Source organism: Mesorhizobium sp. M0761 (genome assembly GCF_040320205.1).
GTDB lineage: Bacteria > Pseudomonadota > Alphaproteobacteria > Rhizobiales > Rhizobiaceae > Mesorhizobium.
This window is the reverse complement of record NZ_JAMYPF010000017.1, coordinates 27549-44940: the sequence shown is the minus strand read 5'-3', so window position 1 is coordinate 44940 and position 17392 is coordinate 27549. Positions and strand designations below refer to the sequence as shown.

General features: G+C 61.9%; 19 protein-coding genes. All 19 read left to right on the top strand.

Annotated elements, in window-relative coordinates; translation table 11 throughout:
• The first annotated feature begins 148 nt into the window (after nucleotides 1-148).
• Entirely contained in the window at nucleotides 149-514 is a 366-nt protein-coding gene (locus NKI32_RS23845) for an NADH-quinone oxidoreductase subunit A (RefSeq protein ID WP_023670825.1), read from the top strand.
• The gene (locus tag NKI32_RS23840) at nucleotides 505-1086 is read left to right on the top strand and encodes a NuoB/complex I 20 kDa subunit family protein (RefSeq protein ID WP_352712315.1); all 582 of its coding nucleotides are present in this window, start codon (nucleotides 505-507) and stop codon (nucleotides 1084-1086) included. The genes NKI32_RS23845 and NKI32_RS23840 overlap by 10 nt, the downstream gene beginning before the upstream one ends.
• 4 nt (nucleotides 1087-1090) lie before the next feature.
• Nucleotides 1091-1693, top strand: coding sequence for an NADH-quinone oxidoreductase subunit C (locus NKI32_RS23835; RefSeq protein ID WP_023685194.1), 603 nt, complete (start codon nucleotides 1091-1093; stop codon nucleotides 1691-1693).
• A gap of 33 nt (nucleotides 1694-1726) precedes the next feature.
• Complete coding sequence (locus NKI32_RS23830) at nucleotides 1727-2104, top strand: four helix bundle protein (protein WP_031193090.1); 378 nt, start codon at nucleotides 1727-1729, stop codon at nucleotides 2102-2104.
• A 66-nt stretch (nucleotides 2105-2170) separates the two neighbouring features.
• Nucleotides 2171-3361: an NADH-quinone oxidoreductase subunit D gene (locus NKI32_RS23825; protein ID WP_023685196.1), complete on the top strand. Its 1191-nt coding sequence runs from the start codon at nucleotides 2171-2173 to the stop codon at nucleotides 3359-3361.
• The gene (locus NKI32_RS23820) at nucleotides 3361-3873 is read left to right on the top strand and encodes a DUF7674 family protein (protein ID WP_352712313.1); all 513 of its coding nucleotides are present in this window, start codon (nucleotides 3361-3363) and stop codon (nucleotides 3871-3873) included. Before NKI32_RS23825 ends, NKI32_RS23820 begins: the two co-directional genes overlap by 1 nt.
• A complete protein-coding gene (locus tag NKI32_RS23815; RefSeq protein ID WP_353003842.1) occupies nucleotides 3874-5205 on the top strand; it encodes an NADH-quinone oxidoreductase subunit E in 1332 nt (443 codons plus the stop codon).
• Nucleotides 5205-5408, top strand: coding sequence for a hypothetical protein (locus NKI32_RS23810; RefSeq protein WP_023670820.1), 204 nt, complete (start codon nucleotides 5205-5207; stop codon nucleotides 5406-5408). Before NKI32_RS23815 ends, NKI32_RS23810 begins: the two co-directional genes overlap by 1 nt.
• A 3-nt stretch (nucleotides 5409-5411) precedes the next feature.
• Nucleotides 5412-6716 carry an NADH-quinone oxidoreductase subunit NuoF gene (nuoF, locus tag NKI32_RS23805; RefSeq protein ID WP_023670819.1) on the top strand — a complete coding sequence of 435 codons (1305 nt, stop codon included), beginning with the start codon at nucleotides 5412-5414 and terminating at the stop codon, nucleotides 6714-6716.
• A 72-nt stretch (nucleotides 6717-6788) separates the two neighbouring features.
• Nucleotides 6789-7481: a helix-hairpin-helix domain-containing protein gene (locus NKI32_RS23800; protein WP_352513062.1), complete on the top strand. Its 693-nt coding sequence runs from the start codon at nucleotides 6789-6791 to the stop codon at nucleotides 7479-7481.
• A gap of 11 nt (nucleotides 7482-7492) precedes the next feature.
• Nucleotides 7493-7774 (top strand): pentapeptide repeat-containing protein, encoded by a 282-nt coding sequence (locus NKI32_RS23795; protein ID WP_352513064.1) that lies wholly within the window; start codon nucleotides 7493-7495, stop codon nucleotides 7772-7774.
• The gene (gene nuoG, locus NKI32_RS23790; RefSeq protein ID WP_352513065.1) at nucleotides 7774-9855 is read left to right on the top strand and encodes an NADH-quinone oxidoreductase subunit NuoG; all 2082 of its coding nucleotides are present in this window, start codon (nucleotides 7774-7776) and stop codon (nucleotides 9853-9855) included. Before NKI32_RS23795 ends, nuoG begins: the two co-directional genes overlap by 1 nt.
• Nucleotides 9856-9857: 2 nt before the next feature.
• Complete coding sequence (gene nuoH, locus NKI32_RS23785; protein ID WP_023727693.1) at nucleotides 9858-10901, top strand: NADH-quinone oxidoreductase subunit NuoH; 1044 nt, start codon at nucleotides 9858-9860, stop codon at nucleotides 10899-10901.
• Nucleotides 10901-11392 (top strand): NADH-quinone oxidoreductase subunit NuoI, encoded by a 492-nt coding sequence (nuoI, locus tag NKI32_RS23780; RefSeq protein ID WP_023685203.1) that lies wholly within the window; start codon nucleotides 10901-10903, stop codon nucleotides 11390-11392. The genes nuoH and nuoI overlap by 1 nt, the downstream gene beginning before the upstream one ends.
• Nucleotides 11393-11515: 123 nt before the next feature.
• Nucleotides 11516-12136 carry an NADH-quinone oxidoreductase subunit J gene (locus tag NKI32_RS23775; RefSeq protein ID WP_023670812.1) on the top strand — a complete coding sequence of 207 codons (621 nt, stop codon included), beginning with the start codon at nucleotides 11516-11518 and terminating at the stop codon, nucleotides 12134-12136.
• A gap of 1 nt (nucleotide 12137) precedes the next feature.
• Complete coding sequence (nuoK, locus tag NKI32_RS23770) at nucleotides 12138-12446, top strand: NADH-quinone oxidoreductase subunit NuoK (RefSeq protein ID WP_023670810.1); 309 nt, start codon at nucleotides 12138-12140, stop codon at nucleotides 12444-12446.
• A 10-nt stretch (nucleotides 12447-12456) separates the two neighbouring features.
• Nucleotides 12457-14430, top strand: coding sequence for an NADH-quinone oxidoreductase subunit L (gene nuoL / locus NKI32_RS23765; protein WP_353003838.1), 1974 nt, complete (start codon nucleotides 12457-12459; stop codon nucleotides 14428-14430).
• Nucleotides 14430-15935, top strand: a complete 1506-nt coding sequence (locus NKI32_RS23760) for an NADH-quinone oxidoreductase subunit M (RefSeq protein ID WP_023670808.1) — start codon at nucleotides 14430-14432, stop codon at nucleotides 15933-15935. The genes nuoL and NKI32_RS23760 overlap by 1 nt, the downstream gene beginning before the upstream one ends.
• 18 nt (nucleotides 15936-15953) lie before the next feature.
• Entirely contained in the window at nucleotides 15954-17390 is a 1437-nt protein-coding gene (gene nuoN, locus NKI32_RS23755) for an NADH-quinone oxidoreductase subunit NuoN (protein ID WP_023741632.1), read from the top strand.
• The last annotated feature ends 2 nt before the right edge of the window (nucleotides 17391-17392 follow it).

Below are 17392 nucleotides of genomic sequence, written 5' to 3'. Positions count from 1 at the left end.
TTGACTTGCTTCGCTGAAAGCCGTGCGCTAACCCTCGCCGCGTTGCAGCAAAGGCACCTAAAACGGTTCAGCGGTTAAACTGTCGCGCTTCCGCATTAGGGTTGGTTGCTGTAATCAAAGTGGATTGGCCGCCAACGGAAAGCCGAGCATGAACGTACTCCTCAGTTCATACCTGCCCATCGTCCTCTTCATCGCCGTGGCCGCAGTTGTAGGCCTGGCGCTTATCATCGCGCCGTTCCTGGTGGCTTATCGCAATCCCGATCCGGAGAAGCTTTCCGCCTACGAGTGCGGGTTCAACTCGTTCGACGATGCCCGGATGAAATTCGACATCCGCTTCTACCTGGTGTCGATCCTGTTCATCATCTTCGATCTGGAAGTGGCCTTCCTGTTTCCGTGGGCGGTGTCGTTCTCGAAGATCGGCATGCTCGGTTTCTGGTCGATGATGGTGTTTTTGGCGGTGCTGACCATCGGCTTTGCCTATGAGTGGAAAAAAGGAGCGCTGGAATGGGATTGAACGACAGTTCCGAAACGCTCGTCGCGCCGAAGCCCAAAGGCCTGATCGACCCCAATACCGGACGTCCGGTCGGTTCCGACGATCCGTTCTTCCTCGAGATCAACAATGAACTGGCCGACAAGGGTTTTCTGGTCACCTCGACCGAGGCGCTGATCACCTGGGCACGCAGCGGCTCGCTGATGTTCATGACCTTCGGTCTCGCCTGCTGTGCCGTCGAGATGATCCACACCTCGATGCCGCGCTATGATTCGGAGCGGTTTGGCGTGGCTCCTCGCGCGTCGCCGCGCCAGTCGGACATAATGATCGTGGCGGGAACGCTGACCAACAAGATGGCCCCCGCTTTGCGCAAGGTCTACGACCAGATGCCGGAGCCGCGCTACGTCATCTCGATGGGCTCCTGCGCCAATGGCGGCGGCTATTATCACTATTCCTATTCGGTGGTGCGCGGCTGCGACCGCATCGTGCCGGTCGACATCTATGTGCCCGGCTGCCCGCCGAGCGCCGAAGCGCTGCTCTACGGCATTCTTCTCCTGCAGAAGAAGATCCGCCGCACCGGCACGATCGAACGGTAGACCCATGGCCGCATCCCTGAGCGAACTGTCGACCTATCTCGGCGAAAAGCTGCCGGGCCGCGTCACCGATGCGGTGCTTGCCTATGGCGAACTGACGATCTCGGTTGCTACAGACAATCTGATCGAGGTGACAAGCTTCCTGCGTGACAATTCGGGCTGCCAGTTCATTTCGATCATCGATATCTGCGGCGCCGACTACCCGTCGCGCGTCAAGCGTTTCGATGTCGTCTATCATTTGCTTTCGCCGAAGCAGAATTTGCGCATCCGCATCAAGGTGCAGGCCGACGAAGAGACGCTGGTGCCGTCGCTCACCGCTGTCTATCCCGGCGCCGACTGGTATGAGCGCGAGGCCTACGATCTCTATGGCGTGCTGTTCTCCGGCCATCCGGACCTGCGCCGCATCCTCACGGACTACGGTTTCGAGGGCCATCCCCTGCGCAAGGACTTCCCGCTGACCGGTTTCGTCGAGGTGCGCTACGACGACGAAGCCAAGCGCGTGATCTACGAGCCGGTGGAATTGAAGCAGGAATTCAGGAACTTCGATTTTCTCTCGCCATGGGAAGGGACGGACTACGTCCTGCCGGGCGATGAGAAGGCGAAACAGTGAGTAGGAAGTAGTGAGTAGTCAGTAGCAAAAGATTTGGAGCAACGGATCGAATCTTATCGCGACTTGAAGGTGTGGCAATCGGCGATGACGCTTGCTGAGGATTGCTACCGTTTCACCAAAGAGTTTCCGAGGGATGAGATTTACGGCATGACCTCTCAGATGCGCCGATCGGCGGTTTCGGTCGCAGCGAACGTCGCGGAGGGATACGGTCGGGAGAACAGAGGGTCGTTCGTTCAATTTTTGCGCATGGCGCAAGGCTCGTTGAAGGAACTGGAGACACACATACTGCTGGCATGTCGGGTTGGCCTGCTGCGAAAAGACAATGAGATTGAGCTGCTGCTGCGATGCGAAGAGATTGGAAAAATGATGAGATCTCTTATCCGAACGGTGCAGGCCAAGCAGGCGGAATGAAGCAGGCATTGAGATTGATGATCACTACTCACTACTCACTACTGACTCTTCGCCAGAGGCGCCAGAATGGCTGAAACCTCCGTCCGCAACTTTAACATCAACTTCGGACCGCAGCACCCTGCGGCGCACGGTGTTTTGCGTCTTGTGCTGGAGCTTGACGGCGAGGTGGTCGACCGCGTCGATCCGCATATCGGCTTGCTGCATCGCGGCACCGAAAAGCTGATCGAGCACAAAACCTATCTGCAGGCAGTGCCCTATCTCGACCGGCTCGACTATTGCGCACCGATGAACCAGGAGCATGCCTTCGCGCTCGCCACCGAGCGGTTGCTCGGCATCGAAGTGCCGAAGCGCGGCCAGTTGATCCGCGTGCTCTATTCCGAGCTCAGCCGCATCATGTCGCACATCCTCAATGTGACGACGCAGGCGCTGGATATCGGCGCGCTGACGCCGCCGCTGTGGGGTTTCGTCGAACGCGAAAAGCTGATGGTGTTTTATGAGCGCGCTTCCGGTTCGCGCATGCATGCGGCCTATTTCCGTCCCGGCGGCGTGCACCAGGATCTGCCGGCGAAGCTGGTCGAGGACATCGGCAAGTGGATCGACCCGTTCCTGAAGTCGCTTGACGACCTCGACAGGCTGCTTACCGGCAACCGCATCTTCAAGCAACGCAATGTCGATATCGGTATCGTGTCGCTTGCCGACGCCTGGGCCTGGGGCTTTTCCGGCGTCATGGTGCGCGGCTCGGGTGCGGCCTGGGATTTGCGCAAGTCGCAGCCTTATGAATGCTATTCCGAGATGGATTTCGACATCCCGATCGGCAAGAACGGCGACTGCTACGACCGTTATCTCGTGCGCATGGAAGAGATGCGCCAGTCGGCGAAAATCATGCGCCAGTGCGTCGACCTTCTGCTCGGCAAGGAGAGCACCGGGCCGGTGTCGAACCTCGACGGCAAGGTGGTGCCGCCGAAGCGCCAGGCGATGAAGCGCTCGATGGAAGCGCTGATCCATCATTTCAAGCTCTACACCGAGGGCTATCGCGTGCCGGCCGGCGAGGTCTATGCTGCCGTCGAGGCGCCGAAGGGCGAGTTCGGTGTCTATCTCGTCTCCGACGGCACCAACAAGCCCTATCGCTGCAAGCTGCGCGCGCCCGGCTTCGCGCATCTGCAAGCCATGGATTTCCTCTGCCGCGGCCACATGCTGGCCGACGTCACTGCCGTCCTGGGTTCCCTCGATATCGTCTTCGGGGAGGTTGATCGGTGATGGCGGCAGCCAATCCTACAGTGCGCTCTCAGGTCGGTGTTCGAGGGAATGCCGACGCTGCCCTACCGCGGTGGCGCGAATTGGCAAAAGCCATGCTGCCGGTCGAGTTCGCAGAGGCTTCTTACAACTCGACTCAGCACTGTTCGATCTATGACTTCTTTTTTACCCTGCTACCCAAGACGCGCCTTGCCCACCGCGACAATGACGTCGACAAGCTGGGTAGAATGCACGGGTTCGCCCAATGGGCTGCCGTTCACCCGAACAAACAGATTTGGAATGCGGCTGGTGTCGCTTTTTACGAGCACTTGTTCGACGATGACATCGACGCTGATGCGGTCATGCCATGGATCTCGCCTCAAGTAAGGCAAACTGTTCTGGGGCTGTGGCAATACATGTTGCCCGCAGAGCGATTTGCGAGTGTTGCTCGATCTGCCGAACGCATTCCGTTTTCTCATCAGAAAGAATGTGAAACCGCAATAGCTCTCGTAGCAGAGCAGGGGCCCGATCGCTAAATGTCAGTCCGCCGTCTCGCAGAAGCAAGCGTCCAGCCAGCATCCTTCGCCTTCAACCGGGCGAATGCGGCGGTTGCGAAGCAATGGATCAAGAAATATCCGAAGGGCCGCGAGCAGTCGGCGATCATTCCCTTGCTGATGATTGCGCAGGAGCAGGAAGGCTGGGTCACCAAGGCGGCGATCGAGACGATTTCGGACATGCTCGGCATGCCGCGCATTCGCGGCCTCGAAGTCGCGACCTTCTACACGCAGTACCAGCTCAATCCGGTCGGCACGCGCGCACATATCCAGGTCTGCGGCACCACGCCCTGCATGCTGCGCGGCTCGGAAGCGCTGATGGATGTGTGCCGCTCGAAAATCCATCACGACCAATTCCACACCAACGACAAGGGCACACTGTCGTGGGAGGAAGTCGAATGCCTCGGCGCCTGCGTCAACGCGCCGATGGTGATGGTCTTCAAGGATACGTTCGAGGATCTCACCCCCGAGCGGCTGGCCGAAATCATCGATCTTTACGATGCGGGCAAGGGCGCCTCGGTTCCCACGGGACCGCAAAACGGCAGAACCGGCTCGGAGCCGGCGCCTGGCCTGACGACGCTGAAGAGCGAAAAGGCGATCCTCAAAGCAACGCGCGACAAGGAAGCCAGGGCGGCGAGCAAGGCTGCCCACGCGGCGCCCGACGCAATCATTGCGGCGCCTGTTCCGGCTCCTGCCGCTCCTGCAGCGGCCGCCCCGGTCGCGCCATCCAACGCCGGCAAACCGAAAACCGATGCGCCGGAAACCAGCTCGGCGTTGAAGTCGCCCTCCAGGGCCAAGGTTGCACCGGCGGCGGAAAAAGCGGCGAGCGTCCCGGCGCCCCTGCATTCGGCCGCCAACGCCAACACCGCGGCGCCTGAAGTCGAGAAGGTCGCCAAGCAGCGTAATGGCCCGAAGACCACCTCCACGCCGGCAGCTGCCTTCATCGCTCCGGAATTCAAGGCGCCAGCGGCCAACGCCTCGGTGGCCCCGACCGTCAAGGCGCCGACAGCCAGACCCGCAAAGCCGTCGCTCGAGGACAAGAACCGTCCGGCCGGAATCGACAGGCCGGCTGCGGTCGACGATCTCAAGCTGATCTCGGGCATTGGCCCGAAGATCGAGGGCATCCTTCATTCGCTTGGCATCTTCACCTTCACACAGGTCGCATCCTGGAATAAGGCCGAGCGCGACTGGGTGGATGGATATCTCGCTTTCCAGGGCCGCATCGAGCGCGACGACTGGGGCAAGCAGGCCAAGGCGCTCGCCAAGGGCGGCGTCGCCGAATACATCCGCGTCTTCGGCAAGGAGCCACGTTGATGGCTGAAGCGCAAAGCACCGGATCTTTGCTGTCGCTGCGCAGCATTGTCATCGGCGTTGTCTGCATCGCTGCTGCCAACATCCTTCTGGAGGGGCTTCGGCGCCTCGTCGAATTGCCGTTTTCGGATACCCTGGAATCGATGGCCGCGACCGGCATAGGCGTGCTGGTGTGGGTCTCGATCGTCTTGCGGGGAAAGAGGTAAGTCATGCTGGCTGACAAAGACCGCATCTTCAACAACATCTACGGGCTCTTCGACAAGTCACTGGCCGGCGCGATGGCGCGCGGCGCCTGGGACAACACGCCCGGCATCATCGCCAAGGGGCGAGAGTGGATCGTCAATGAGATGAAGGCGTCCGGCCTGCGCGGCCGTGGCGGCGCCGGCTTCCCGACCGGGCTGAAATGGTCGTTCATGCCCAAGCAGAGCGATGGAAGGCCGAGTTATCTCGTTGTCAACGCCGACGAGTCCGAGCCCGGCACGTGCAAGGACCGCGATATCCTGCGCAACGATCCGCACACGCTGGTCGAGGGCTCGTTCATCGCCGGCTTCGCCATGGGCGCGGTCGCCGCCTACATCTATGTGCGCGGCGAGTTCATCCGTGAGCGCGAGGCGCTGCAGCGCGCCATCGACGAGGCCTACGAGGCCAGGCTGATCGGCAAGAACAACACGTCCGGATACGATTTCGACATCTACATGCATCACGGCGCCGGCGCCTATATATGTGGCGAGGAAACAGCACTTCTCGAAAGCCTCGAAGGCAAGAAGGGCCAGCCCCGGCTGAAGCCGCCATTCCCAGCCAATGTCGGCTTGTACGGTTGTCCGACTACCGTGAACAATGTCGAGTCCATCGCGGTCGCGCCGACCATTTTGCGCCGTGGCGCCGCCTGGTTCTCGTCCTTTGGCCGGCCCAACAATGTCGGCACCAAGCTGTTTTGCATCTCGGGTCACGTCAACAATCCGTGCACCGTCGAAGAGGCGATGTCGATCCCGTTCCGCGAGCTGATCGAAACCCATTGCGGCGGCATTCGCGGCGGCTGGGACAATCTCCTGGCGGTCATTCCGGGCGGCGCTTCGGTGCCGCTGGTGCCGGCCGAGCAGATCATCGATGCGCCGATGGATTTCGATGCTTTGCGCGACCTGAAATCCGGCCTTGGCACGGCGGCTGTCATCGTCATGGACAAATCGACCGATATCGTGAAGGCGATCGCCAGGCTTTCCTATTTCTACAAGCATGAGAGCTGCGGCCAGTGCACGCCATGCCGCGAAGGCACCGGCTGGATGTGGCGGGTGATGGAGCGGCTGGTGCGCGGCGAGGCGCAGAAGCGCGAGATCGACATGCTGCTCGACGTCACCAAACAGGTGGAGGGTCATACGATCTGCGCGCTGGGCGATGCCGCGGCATGGCCGATCCAGGGCCTGATGCGGCATTTCCGCGGCGAGGTGGAGCGGCGCATCGACGAGTTTTCGCGCAACGCGCACCGGGCCGAACCGGTGATGGTGGCTGCTGAGTAGATTGAAATCGGGCGCAAGCCCCGGACGGAAATATAGGGGCGGGGCTGACGAAGAAACGACCAGGAGATGTCTATGGCGCCCTATTCGAACCCTTTGATGCCCAATTTGGACCAGCTTGAGAAGATGAACCAGGATTTGACAAGGATGATGCCGAAGGAGATGGCCAGCGCCGTCAACCTTCTCGCGCATCCTGTCGCGGGTGCCGCCGCGATGTCGGCGCTGGGCTTTGGCCTTGCCAACCATGCCTTTGGCGTGTGGCTAGGCGCCTTGTCGGGTGCTGCCGAGGCATCGCAGCGGATTTTCCAGCCGATCATCGACGATTTCGAACTGCGCAGCCAAGGGTTCGCCGAGACCGCCCCCGCCACCAAGGCGCGCGCGGCGACCAGAACCCTGATCGCCGAGGCGCAGACTTTTGCCCAGGATCTGACCGATATTGCCGCTCTCACCCTCGATGCCGAGTCGGAGAAGACCGAGGCCGTCGCCGAAGGCGCAACGATCGGATTGATGCCGGAGGATTTCAGACAGCCCAAGGCCGTGGCTCGTCCGGCCAAGCCGTCGGATCTCAAGGCGATCACCGGCGTTGGGCCGAAGCTGGAAAAGGTGCTGAACGGCCTCGGCATCTGGACCTTTGCCCAGATCGCCGCCTGGGCGCCAGAAGAGATCGCCTGGGTCGAGGACTACCTGTCGCTCACCGGCCGTATCGGCCGCGACGAGTGGACCCGCCAGGCCGCGGCGCTGACGCTGGCCGCCAAGGCGAAGAAGTAGGGGTGGCAGGCATGGAGATCCACGACAGGAGCGATGTTCTCGATGTGCGCAATGCCATCGTCAGCAACTCCAGATTTGACGATGTGAACTTGTCGAACACGCAGTTTCACAACGTCGACCTGTCGGCGGCCGTTGTGGAGGACGCGAACCTCTCGGACGCGTTTTTCAGCAATGTGAATATGAGCAATTTGAAGATAGAAAACGCTGAAGTCGCCGGCATGATGATCAATGGCATCAGGCTGAGCGATCTGTTTCAGGCATATGAGACGGCGCAGACCGCCGGGGGCAATTGATGGCAAAGCTCAAGGTCGACGGGAAAGAGATCACTGTACCCGACCACTACACGCTGCTGCAGGCGGCCGAGGACGCCGGCGCGGAAGTGCCGCGCTTCTGCTTCCATGAGCGGCTGTCGATCGCCGGCAATTGCCGCATGTGCCTGATCGAGGTGAAGGGCGGGCCGCCGAAGCCGCAGGCCTCCTGCGCCATGAATGTGCGCGACCTCCGTCCGGGTCCGAATGGCGAGGCGCCTGAAATCTTCACCAACACGCCGATGGTCAAGAAGGCCCGCGAAGGCGTGATGGAATTCCTGCTGATCAACCATCCGCTGGATTGCCCGATCTGCGACCAGGGCGGCGAATGCGACCTGCAGGACCAGGCGATGGCCTTCGGCGTCGATTCCTCGCGCTATCACGAGAACAAGCGCGCGGTCGAAGACAAATATATCGGCCCACTGGTCAAGACGGTGATGAACCGCTGCATCCACTGCACGCGCTGCGTTCGCTTCACCACGGAAGTTGCGGGCATTTCCGAGCTTGGCCTGATCGGCCGCGGCGAGGATGCCGAGATCACCACCTATCTCGAAAGCGCCATGACCTCGGAGCTGCAGGGCAATGTCATCGACCTCTGCCCGGTCGGCGCGCTGACCTCCAAGCCTTTCGCCTTTCAGGCACGGCCGTGGGAGCTGACCAAGACAGAATCCATCGACGTCATGGACGCCGTCGGCTCGGCAATCCGCGTCGACAGCCGCGGCCGCGAGGTGATGCGCATCCTGCCGCGCGTCAATGAAGCGGTGAACGAGGAGTGGATTTCCGACAAGACCCGCTTCATCTGGGACGGATTGCGCACGCAGCGCCTCGACCGCCCCTATGTCCGCAAGGACGGAAAGTTGGCGCCGGCCAGCTGGGCCGAAGCGTTCGTTGCGATCAGGGATGCGGTGTCGAATGCGGCGCCCGAGAAAATCGGCGCGATTGCGGGCGATCTTGCCGCCGTCGAGGAAATCTACGCGCTGAAGCAGCTTATGGCTGCGTTGGGCTCGAAGAACACCGATTGCCGCCAGGACGGCGCCGCACTCGATCCCGCGCTCGGTCGCGCCAGCTACATCTTCAACCCGACCATCGAGGGCATCGAGCAGGCCGACGCGGTGCTGATCATCGGCGCCAATCCGCGCTTCGAGGCCTCGGTGCTCAATGCCCGCATCCGCAAGCGCTGGCGGATCGGCAATCTGCCGGTCGGCGTCATCGGCGAGGTCGGCGACACGCGTTACGACTACGAACAGCTCGGCGCCGGTCCGGAGTCGCTGAAAGACCTGGCCGACGGCAATGGCAAGTTCTTCCAGGTGCTGAAGAAGGCGACGCATCCGCTGATCATCGTCGGCCAGGGCGCGCTGTCGCGTGCCGACGGCGCGGCGGTGCTCGGCCAGGCGGCGAAACTCGCCACCGCCGTCAACGCTGCCCGCGCCGACTGGAACGGCTTTGCCGTGCTGCACACTGCGGCCGCGCGCGTCGGCGGCCTGGATGTCGGCTTCGTGCCTGGCAAGGGCGGCAAGAACGTCGCCGGCATGCTGGGGGAGAGCGACGTTCTGTTCCTGCTCGGCGCCGACGAGATCGACATGTCCAAGACCGGCGGCGCCTTCGTCGTCTATGTCGGCACGCATGGCGACGCCGGCGCGCACCGCGCCAATGTCATCCTGCCGGGAGCCGCCTACACCGAAAAGTCCGGCACCTATGTCAACACCGAGGGACGCGTGCAGCAGACCAACCGCGCGGGCTTCGCGCCGGGTGACGCGCGCGAAGACTGGGCGATCCTGAGGGCATTGTCCGATGTGCTCGGCAAGAAACTGCCATTCGATTCGCTGCAGCAACTGCGCGCCAGGCTCTATGGCGAATATCCGCATCTCGCCCACATCGACCATGTTGTCTCAGGCAACCCCGACGACATCGCCAGGGTGGCGAAGCTCGGCGGGCGGCTGAACAAGGGCACTTTCACCTCGCCGGTCACGGATTTCTATTTGACCAACCCGATCGCGCGGGCCTCCGCCGTCATGGCGGAATGCTCGGCGCTGGCGAAAAACGGCTTCAGGCAGGCGGCAGAGTAGATATGGACACTTTCTTCTCCTTCTACGTGCTGCCGGCGCTGATCATCATTTTGAAGTCGGTCGTGCTGATCGTCGTTTTGCTGATCGGGGTCGCCTACCTGCTTTACGCCGACCGCAAGATCTGGGCGGCGGTGCAGCTGCGCCGCGGCCCGAACGTCGTCGGCCCCTGGGGCACGCTGCAGGCCTTCGCCGATCTGCTGAAATTCGTCTTCAAGGAACCGGTCATTCCGTCCGGCGCCAACAAGGGCGTGTTCCTGCTGGCGCCGCTGGTGTCGGCCGTGCTGGCAATCTCGGCCTGGGCGGTCATTCCCGTCAATGCGGGCTGGGGGATCGCCAACGTCAATGTCGGCATCCTCTACGTCTTCGCCATCTCCTCGCTCGAGGTCTACGGCGTGATCATGGGCGGCTGGGCGTCCAACTCGAAATACCCGTTCCTCGGCGCGCTGCGCTCGGCGGCGCAGATGGTGTCCTACGAAGTCTCGATCGGCTTCGTCATCGTCACCGTGCTGCTCTGCGTCGGCTCGCTCAACCTGTCGGACATCGTGCTGTCTCAGCAGGATGGGCTGGGCACCAAGCTTGGCCTGCCCAACAGCTTCCTCGACTGGCACTGGCTGGCGCTGTTCCCGATGTTCGTCATTTTCTTCATCTCGGCGCTGGCCGAGACCAACCGCCCGCCCTTCGACCTGGTGGAAGCCGAGTCGGAACTCGTCGCCGGCCATATGGTCGAATACTCCTCGACGCCGTTCCTGTTGTTCTTCCTCGGCGAATACGTCGCCGTGGTGATGATGTGCGCGCTGGCCACCATCCTGTTCCTCGGCGGCTGGCTGCCGCCCTTCGACTTCGCCCCCTTCACCTGGGTGCCCGGCGTGATCTGGTTCGTGCTCAAGATCTGCCTGATGTTCTTCATGTTCTCGATGGTGAAGGCCTTCGTGCCGCGCTACCGCTACGACCAGCTGATGCGCCTTGGCTGGAAAGTGTTCCTGCCGATTTCGCTATTCATGGTCGTTGCCACCGCGGCCTTCCTCAAGATCACGGGGTTTGCGTGATGTCCGCTTTTGGCCAGGCCGCCAAATCGCTGCTGCTGCAGGATTTCGTCAGCGCCTTTTTCCTGTCGATGCGCCAGTTCTTCGCGCCGAAGGAGACGATCAACTATCCGCACGAGAAAGGGCCGACCAGCCCGCGCTTCCGTGGCGAGCATGCGCTGCGCCGCTATCCCAATGGCGAGGAACGCTGCATCGCCTGCAAATTGTGCGAAGCGATCTGTCCGGCGCAGGCGATCACCATCGAGGCCGGCCCGCGCCGCAATGACGGCACTCGCCGCACCGTGCGCTACGACATCGACATGGTGAAGTGCATCTATTGCGGCTTCTGCCAGGAAGCCTGCCCGGTCGACGCCATCGTCGAGGGGCCGAATTTCGAGTTCGCGACGGAGACGCGCGAGGAGCTTTACTACGACAAGGACAGGCTGCTGGCGAATGGCGACCGCTGGGAGCGCGAACTGGCGCGCAACATCTCGCTGGACTCGCCCTACCGCTGACATTTGACGCATGGACGGGGCGAGGGGCCTCGTCTAAGGACAACGCAACTTGCCGGCCGGAGGCGGTCGCACAAATCAAACAGGACGGATGTCCTGTTTGGACAGGAACCCGGGGGATCCCCAATGCTGAGTGGACTAGAGGCGGCCTTTTTCTACCTCTTCGCCTTTGTCGCGGTGGCGTCGGCATTCATGGTCATTTCGTCGCGCAACCCCGTGCATTCCGTGCTGTTCCTGATCCTGACCTTCTTCAACGCCGCCGGCCTGTTCATGCTGACCGGCGCCGAGTTCCTGGCGATGATCCTGCTTGTCGTCTATGTCGGCGCGGTCATGGTGCTGTTCCTGTTCGTCGTCATGATGCTCGATGTCGACTTCGCCGAGATGAAGGAAGGCGCCCTGCAATATGCGCCGATCGGCGCGCTGGTCGGGCTGATCCTGGCGGCCGAGCTGATCGTGGTGCTCGGCGGCTACACCTTCGCGCCGCAACTGGCCTCGACGGTCTCCAAACCCATCCCGGATCTTGCCGCGCGGACAAACACCGCAGCACTCGGCGACATCCTCTATACCGACTACCTCTACTACTTCCAGATTTCGGGCCTCATCCTGCTGGTCGCCATGATCGGCGCCATCGTGCTGACGCTGCGCCACAAGGAAGGGATCAAGCGGCAGTCGATCGCAGCCCAGGTCGGCCGCACGCCGGCGACAGGCATGGAAATCCGCAAGGTCAAGTCGGGCGAGGGGCTCTGAGATGGTCGTCGGCATCGCACATTACCTGACCGTATCGGCGATCCTGTTCACGCTGGGCGTGTTCGGCATCTTCCTGAACCGCAGGAACATCATCGTCATCCTGATGTCGATCGAGCTGATCCTTTTGGCGGTCAACATCAATTTCGTTGCCTTCTCGGCGGCATTGGGCGATCTCGTCGGCCAGGTGTTTGCCCTGTTCGTGCTGACGGTCGCCGCCGCCGAAGCGGCCATCGGTCTTGCCATTCTCGTCGTCTTCTTCCGCAACCGCGGCTCGATCGCGGTCGAAGACGTGAACCAGATGAAGGGTTGACGGGGCTAACATGTATCAAGCGATCGTCTTCCTTCCGCTGCTCGGCTTCCTGATTGTCGGCCTGTTCGGCAATTCGCTCGGCGCCAAGGCATCGGAATATATCACCTCAGGCTTCCTGGTGATCTCGGCCGTGCTGTCCTGGGTCGCCTTCTTCACCGTCGGCTTCGGCGAAGGCGAGGTGTTCACCGTGCCGGTACTGCGCTGGATCCAATCCGGCGGCTTGGACGCCTCCTGGGCGCTCAGGATCGACACGCTGACCGTGGTCATGCTGGTGGTGGTCAACACGGTGTCGGCGCTGGTCCACATCTATTCGATCGGCTACATGCACCACGATCCGAACCGGCCGCGCTTCTTCGCCTATCTGTCGTTGTTCACCTTCGCCATGCTGATGCTGGTGACGGCGGACAATCTGGTGCAGATGTTCTTCGGCTGGGAAGGGGTGGGTCTCGCCTCCTATTTGCTGATCGGCTTCTGGTACAAGAAGCCGTCGGCCAATGCCGCTGCGATCAAGGCCTTCGTCGTCAACCGCGTCGGCGATTTCGGCTTTGCGCTCGGCATTTTCGGCGTCTTCGTTTTGTTCGGCTCGGTCAATCTGGGCACCATCTTCGCCAATGCCGCTACGTTCATTCCGGCTGAAGGCGCCCCACAAGGCGCCGCCGTGCTTACCTTCCTCGGCTATGCGCTGGACAAGCAGGCGGCCATGACCATCGTCTGCCTGCTGCTGTTCATGGGCGCCATGGGCAAGTCGGCGCAGGTGCCGCTGCACACTTGGCTGCCGGACGCCATGGAAGGCCCGACGCCGGTTTCCGCGCTGATCCATGCCGCCACCATGGTTACGGCCGGCGTGTTCATGCTGGCGCGGCTGTCGCCGCTGTTCGAACTGTCGCATTCGGCGCTGACCGTGGTGACCTTCATCGGCGCCTTCACCGCCTTCTTCGCGGCGACCGTCGGCCTGGTTCAGAACGACATCAAGCGCGTCATCGCCTATTCGACCTGCTCGCAGCTCGGCTACATGTTCGTCGCGCTCGGCGTCGGCGCCTATGGCGCGGCGATCTTCCATCTGTTCACGCATGCCTTCTTCAAGGCGCTGCTGTTCCTGGGCTCCGGCTCGGTCATCCATGCCGTGTCCGACGAGCAGGACATGCGCAAGATGGGTGGCCTGCGGAAGCTCATTCCGAAGACCTACTGGATGATGGTGATCGGCACGCTGGCGCTGACCGGCGTCGGCATTCCGGTGACCGTCATCGGCACCGCCGGCTTCTTCTCCAAGGATGCCATCATCGAGGCTGCCTTTGCCGGCCACAATTCGGTCGCCGGCCTCGCTTTTGTCCTGCTGGTCATCGCCGCCTGCTTCACCTCTTTCTACTCCTGGCGGCTGATCTTCATGACCTTCCACGGCGAGCCGCGGGCGAGCCACGACGTCATGCACCATGTCCATGAATCGCCGCCGGTGATGCTGGTGCCGCTGTTCATCCTGGCCGCGGGCGCGCTGTTTGCCGGCGTTATCTTCCATGGCGCCTTCATCGGCGAAGCCTATGCCGAATTTTGGAAGGCGTCGCTGTTCACGCTGCCGGACAACCACATCCTGCACGATATCCACGAATTGCCGCTGTGGGTCGAGCTGGCACCGTTCGTCGCCATGGTCATCGGCTTTGCCGTCGCCTGGAAGTTCTACATCCGCTCGCCGGAACTGCCCCGGAGTGTCGCCGCCAACCATCGGCTGCTCTATGCCTTCCTGCTCAACAAATGGTACTTTGACGAGCTCTACGACGTCCTGTTCGTGCGGCCGGCAAAGGCGCTGGGCAGGTTCTTGTGGAAGACCGGCGACGGCACCATCATCGACGGGCTCGGTCCTGACGGCATTTCGGCGCGCGTCGTCGACGTCACCGACCGCGTCGTCAAGCTGCAGACCGGCTATCTCTATCACTATGCATTCGCCATGCTGATCGGCGTGGCCGCACTCGTCACCTGGATGATGCTCTGATGACCGCCTGGCCAATCCTCTCGCTGGTCACCTTCCTGCCGCTCGTAGGTGTGCTGCTGATCCTGTTCATCAGGGATGACAGCCCGAATGCGCGTCGCAACATCCGCGCCATCGCGTTCACGACGACGGCGGCCACCTTCATCATCTCGCTGTTCATCTGGACCGGCTTCGACAATTCGCAGGCCGGCTTCCAGTTCGTCGAGAAGTTTGCCTGGCTGGATTCCGGCATCTCCTACCATATGGGCGTCGACGGCATTTCGATGCTGTTCGTCATCCTCACGACGTTCCTGATGCCGCTCTGCATCCTGGCGTCGTGGGAAGCGATCGACAAGCGCGTCAAGGCCTACATGATTGCCTTCCTGCTCTTGGAAACGCTGATGATCGGCGTGTTCTGCGCGCTCGACATCGTGCTGTTCTACGTCTTCTTCGAGGCCGGCCTGATCCCGATGTTCATCATCATCGGCGTCTGGGGCGGCAAGCGCCGCGTCTATGCCTCGTTCAAGTTCTTCCTCTACACGTTGGCCGGCTCGGTGCTGATGCTGCTCGCCATCATGGCGATGTTCTTCCAGGCGGGCACCACCGACATCCCGACGCTGCTGACCCACAACTTCCCGGCCCACATGCAGACATGGCTATTTCTGGCCTTCTTCGCCTCCTTCGCGGTGAAGATGCCGATGTGGCCGGTGCACACCTGGCTGCCCGATGCGCACGTCGAAGCGCCGACGGCGGGCTCGGTGATCCTGGCCGGCATCCTGTTGAAAATGGGTGGGTACGGCTTCCTGCGCTTCTCCCTGCCGATGTTCCCGCTGGCGTCGGAAATGTTCGCGCCGCTGGTGTTTACGCTGTCGGTCGTCGCCATCATCTACACCTCGCTGGTGGCGCTGATGCAGGAGGACATGAAGAAGCTGATCGCCTATTCCTCCGTCGCCCATATGGGCTTCGTCACCATGGGCATCTTCGCCATGAACCAGGAAGGCGTGCAGGGCGCGATCTTCCAGATGCTGAGCCACGGCCTCGTCTCGGGCGCACTGTTCCTGTGCGTCGGCGTCATTTACGACCGCATGCACACGCGAGAGATCGACGCCTATGGCGGCTTGGTCAACAACATGCCGAAATACGCAACCGTGTTCCTGATCTTCACCATGGCCAATGTCGGCTTGCCCGGCACGTCAGGCTTCGTCGGCGAGTTCCTGACCATGCTCGGCGTGTTCCGGGTCAACACCTGGGTGGCTTTCTTCGCCGCCACCGGCGTCATCCTGTCGGCGGCCTACGCGCTCTGGCTCTACCGCCGGGTCATCTTCGGCGCGCTGACCAAGGAAAGCCTGAAGGGCCTGCTCGATCTGTCGACGCGCGAGAAGGCAATCATCTACCCGCTGGTCGTGCTGGTCATCTTCTTCGGCGTTTATCCCGCTCCCGTCTTCGATGCCACGGCCCAGTCGGTCAAGGCGCTCGTCACCAATGTCACCGCATCCATCGGCGCCGCGCAGACCGCGGCGGCGAACTGACCAGAGGTTTTGCGAACCATGACGCCGGACCTTTACTCCAGCCTTTCGCTCTCGACGCCGGAGCTGATCCTCGCCATCGGCGCGCTGGCGCTGTTGATGGTCGGCGCCTATTCGCGCGCCAACACTGCCATTCTGGTGACCGGCCTTGCCGTCGCCGTGCTGGTGATCGCAGGCCTATGGCTGATCTTTCCCACGGGGCAGGGCGCAGCCTATGGCAACGCCTTCATCCAGGATCCGTTCTCCCGCTTCATGAAGGTGCTGTCGCTGATCGGTTCGGCGGTGACGCTGGTGATGTCGATGCGCTTCGCCAGGCAGGAGCATTTCGACAAGTTCGAATACCCGGTGCTGATCCTGTTGTGCACGCTCGGCATGATGCTGATGATCTCGGCCAACGGCATGATCGGGCTCTATCTCGGCCTCGAACTGCAGTCGCTGGCGATTTACGTGCTGGCGGCGATCAATCGCGACAATCTGCGTTCGACCGAGGCCGGTTTGAAGTATTTTGTGCTCGGCGCGCTGTCGTCGGGCATGCTGCTTTACGGAATCAGCCTCATTTACGGCTACACCGGCAATGTCGGCTTCCAGGAAATCGCCTCGGCGCTTGGCAGCGGTGAGCGCCAGCTCGGCCTCGTCGTCGGCCTGGTTTTCGTTTTGGCCGGTCTTGCCTTCAAGATTTCCGCGGTGCCGTTCCACATGTGGACGCCCGATGTCTACGAGGGCGCGCCGACGCCGGTCACCGCCTTCCTGGCGGCTGCCCCCAAAATGGCGGCAATGGCGCTGATCGTGCGCGTCACCATGGGCGCCTTCAAGCCGATCGCTTCCGACTGGCAGCAGATCATCGTCTTCATCTCGATCGCCTCGATGGCGCTCGGCTCCTTCGCCGCGATCGGCCAAACCAACATCAAGCGGCTGATGGCGTACTCCTCGATCGGCCATATGGGCTACGCGCTGGTCGGCCTAGCCGCCAACAGCCAGGCCGGCGTGCGCGGCGTCGCCATCTACATGCTGATCTATCTCGTCATGACGCTCGGCACCTTCGCCTTCATCCTCGCCATGCGGCGCAAGGAAGGCAATGTCGAGCAGATCAGCGATCTCGCCGGTCTGTCGTCGACCAACCCGATCATGGCGACGATCCTGACCATCCTGATGTTCTCGCTGGCCGGCATCCCGCCGCTCGCCGGTTTCTGGGGGAAATGGTACGTGTTCCTCGCCGCCATCAACGCCAACCTCTATGCGCTGGCGATCATCGGCGTGCTGGCCTCCGTCGTGGGCGCTTTCTACTATCTGCGTATCATCAAGATCATGTGGTTCGACGAACCGGCCGGTGGCTTCGTGCCGATGGCGGTTGAGCTGCGCCTCGTGCTTGGTGTCTCCGGCGCTTTCGTGCTGTTCTATGTGTTGATCGGCGGTCCGATCGCGACCTACGCCGAAGCCGCCGCCAAGACATTTTTCTGACC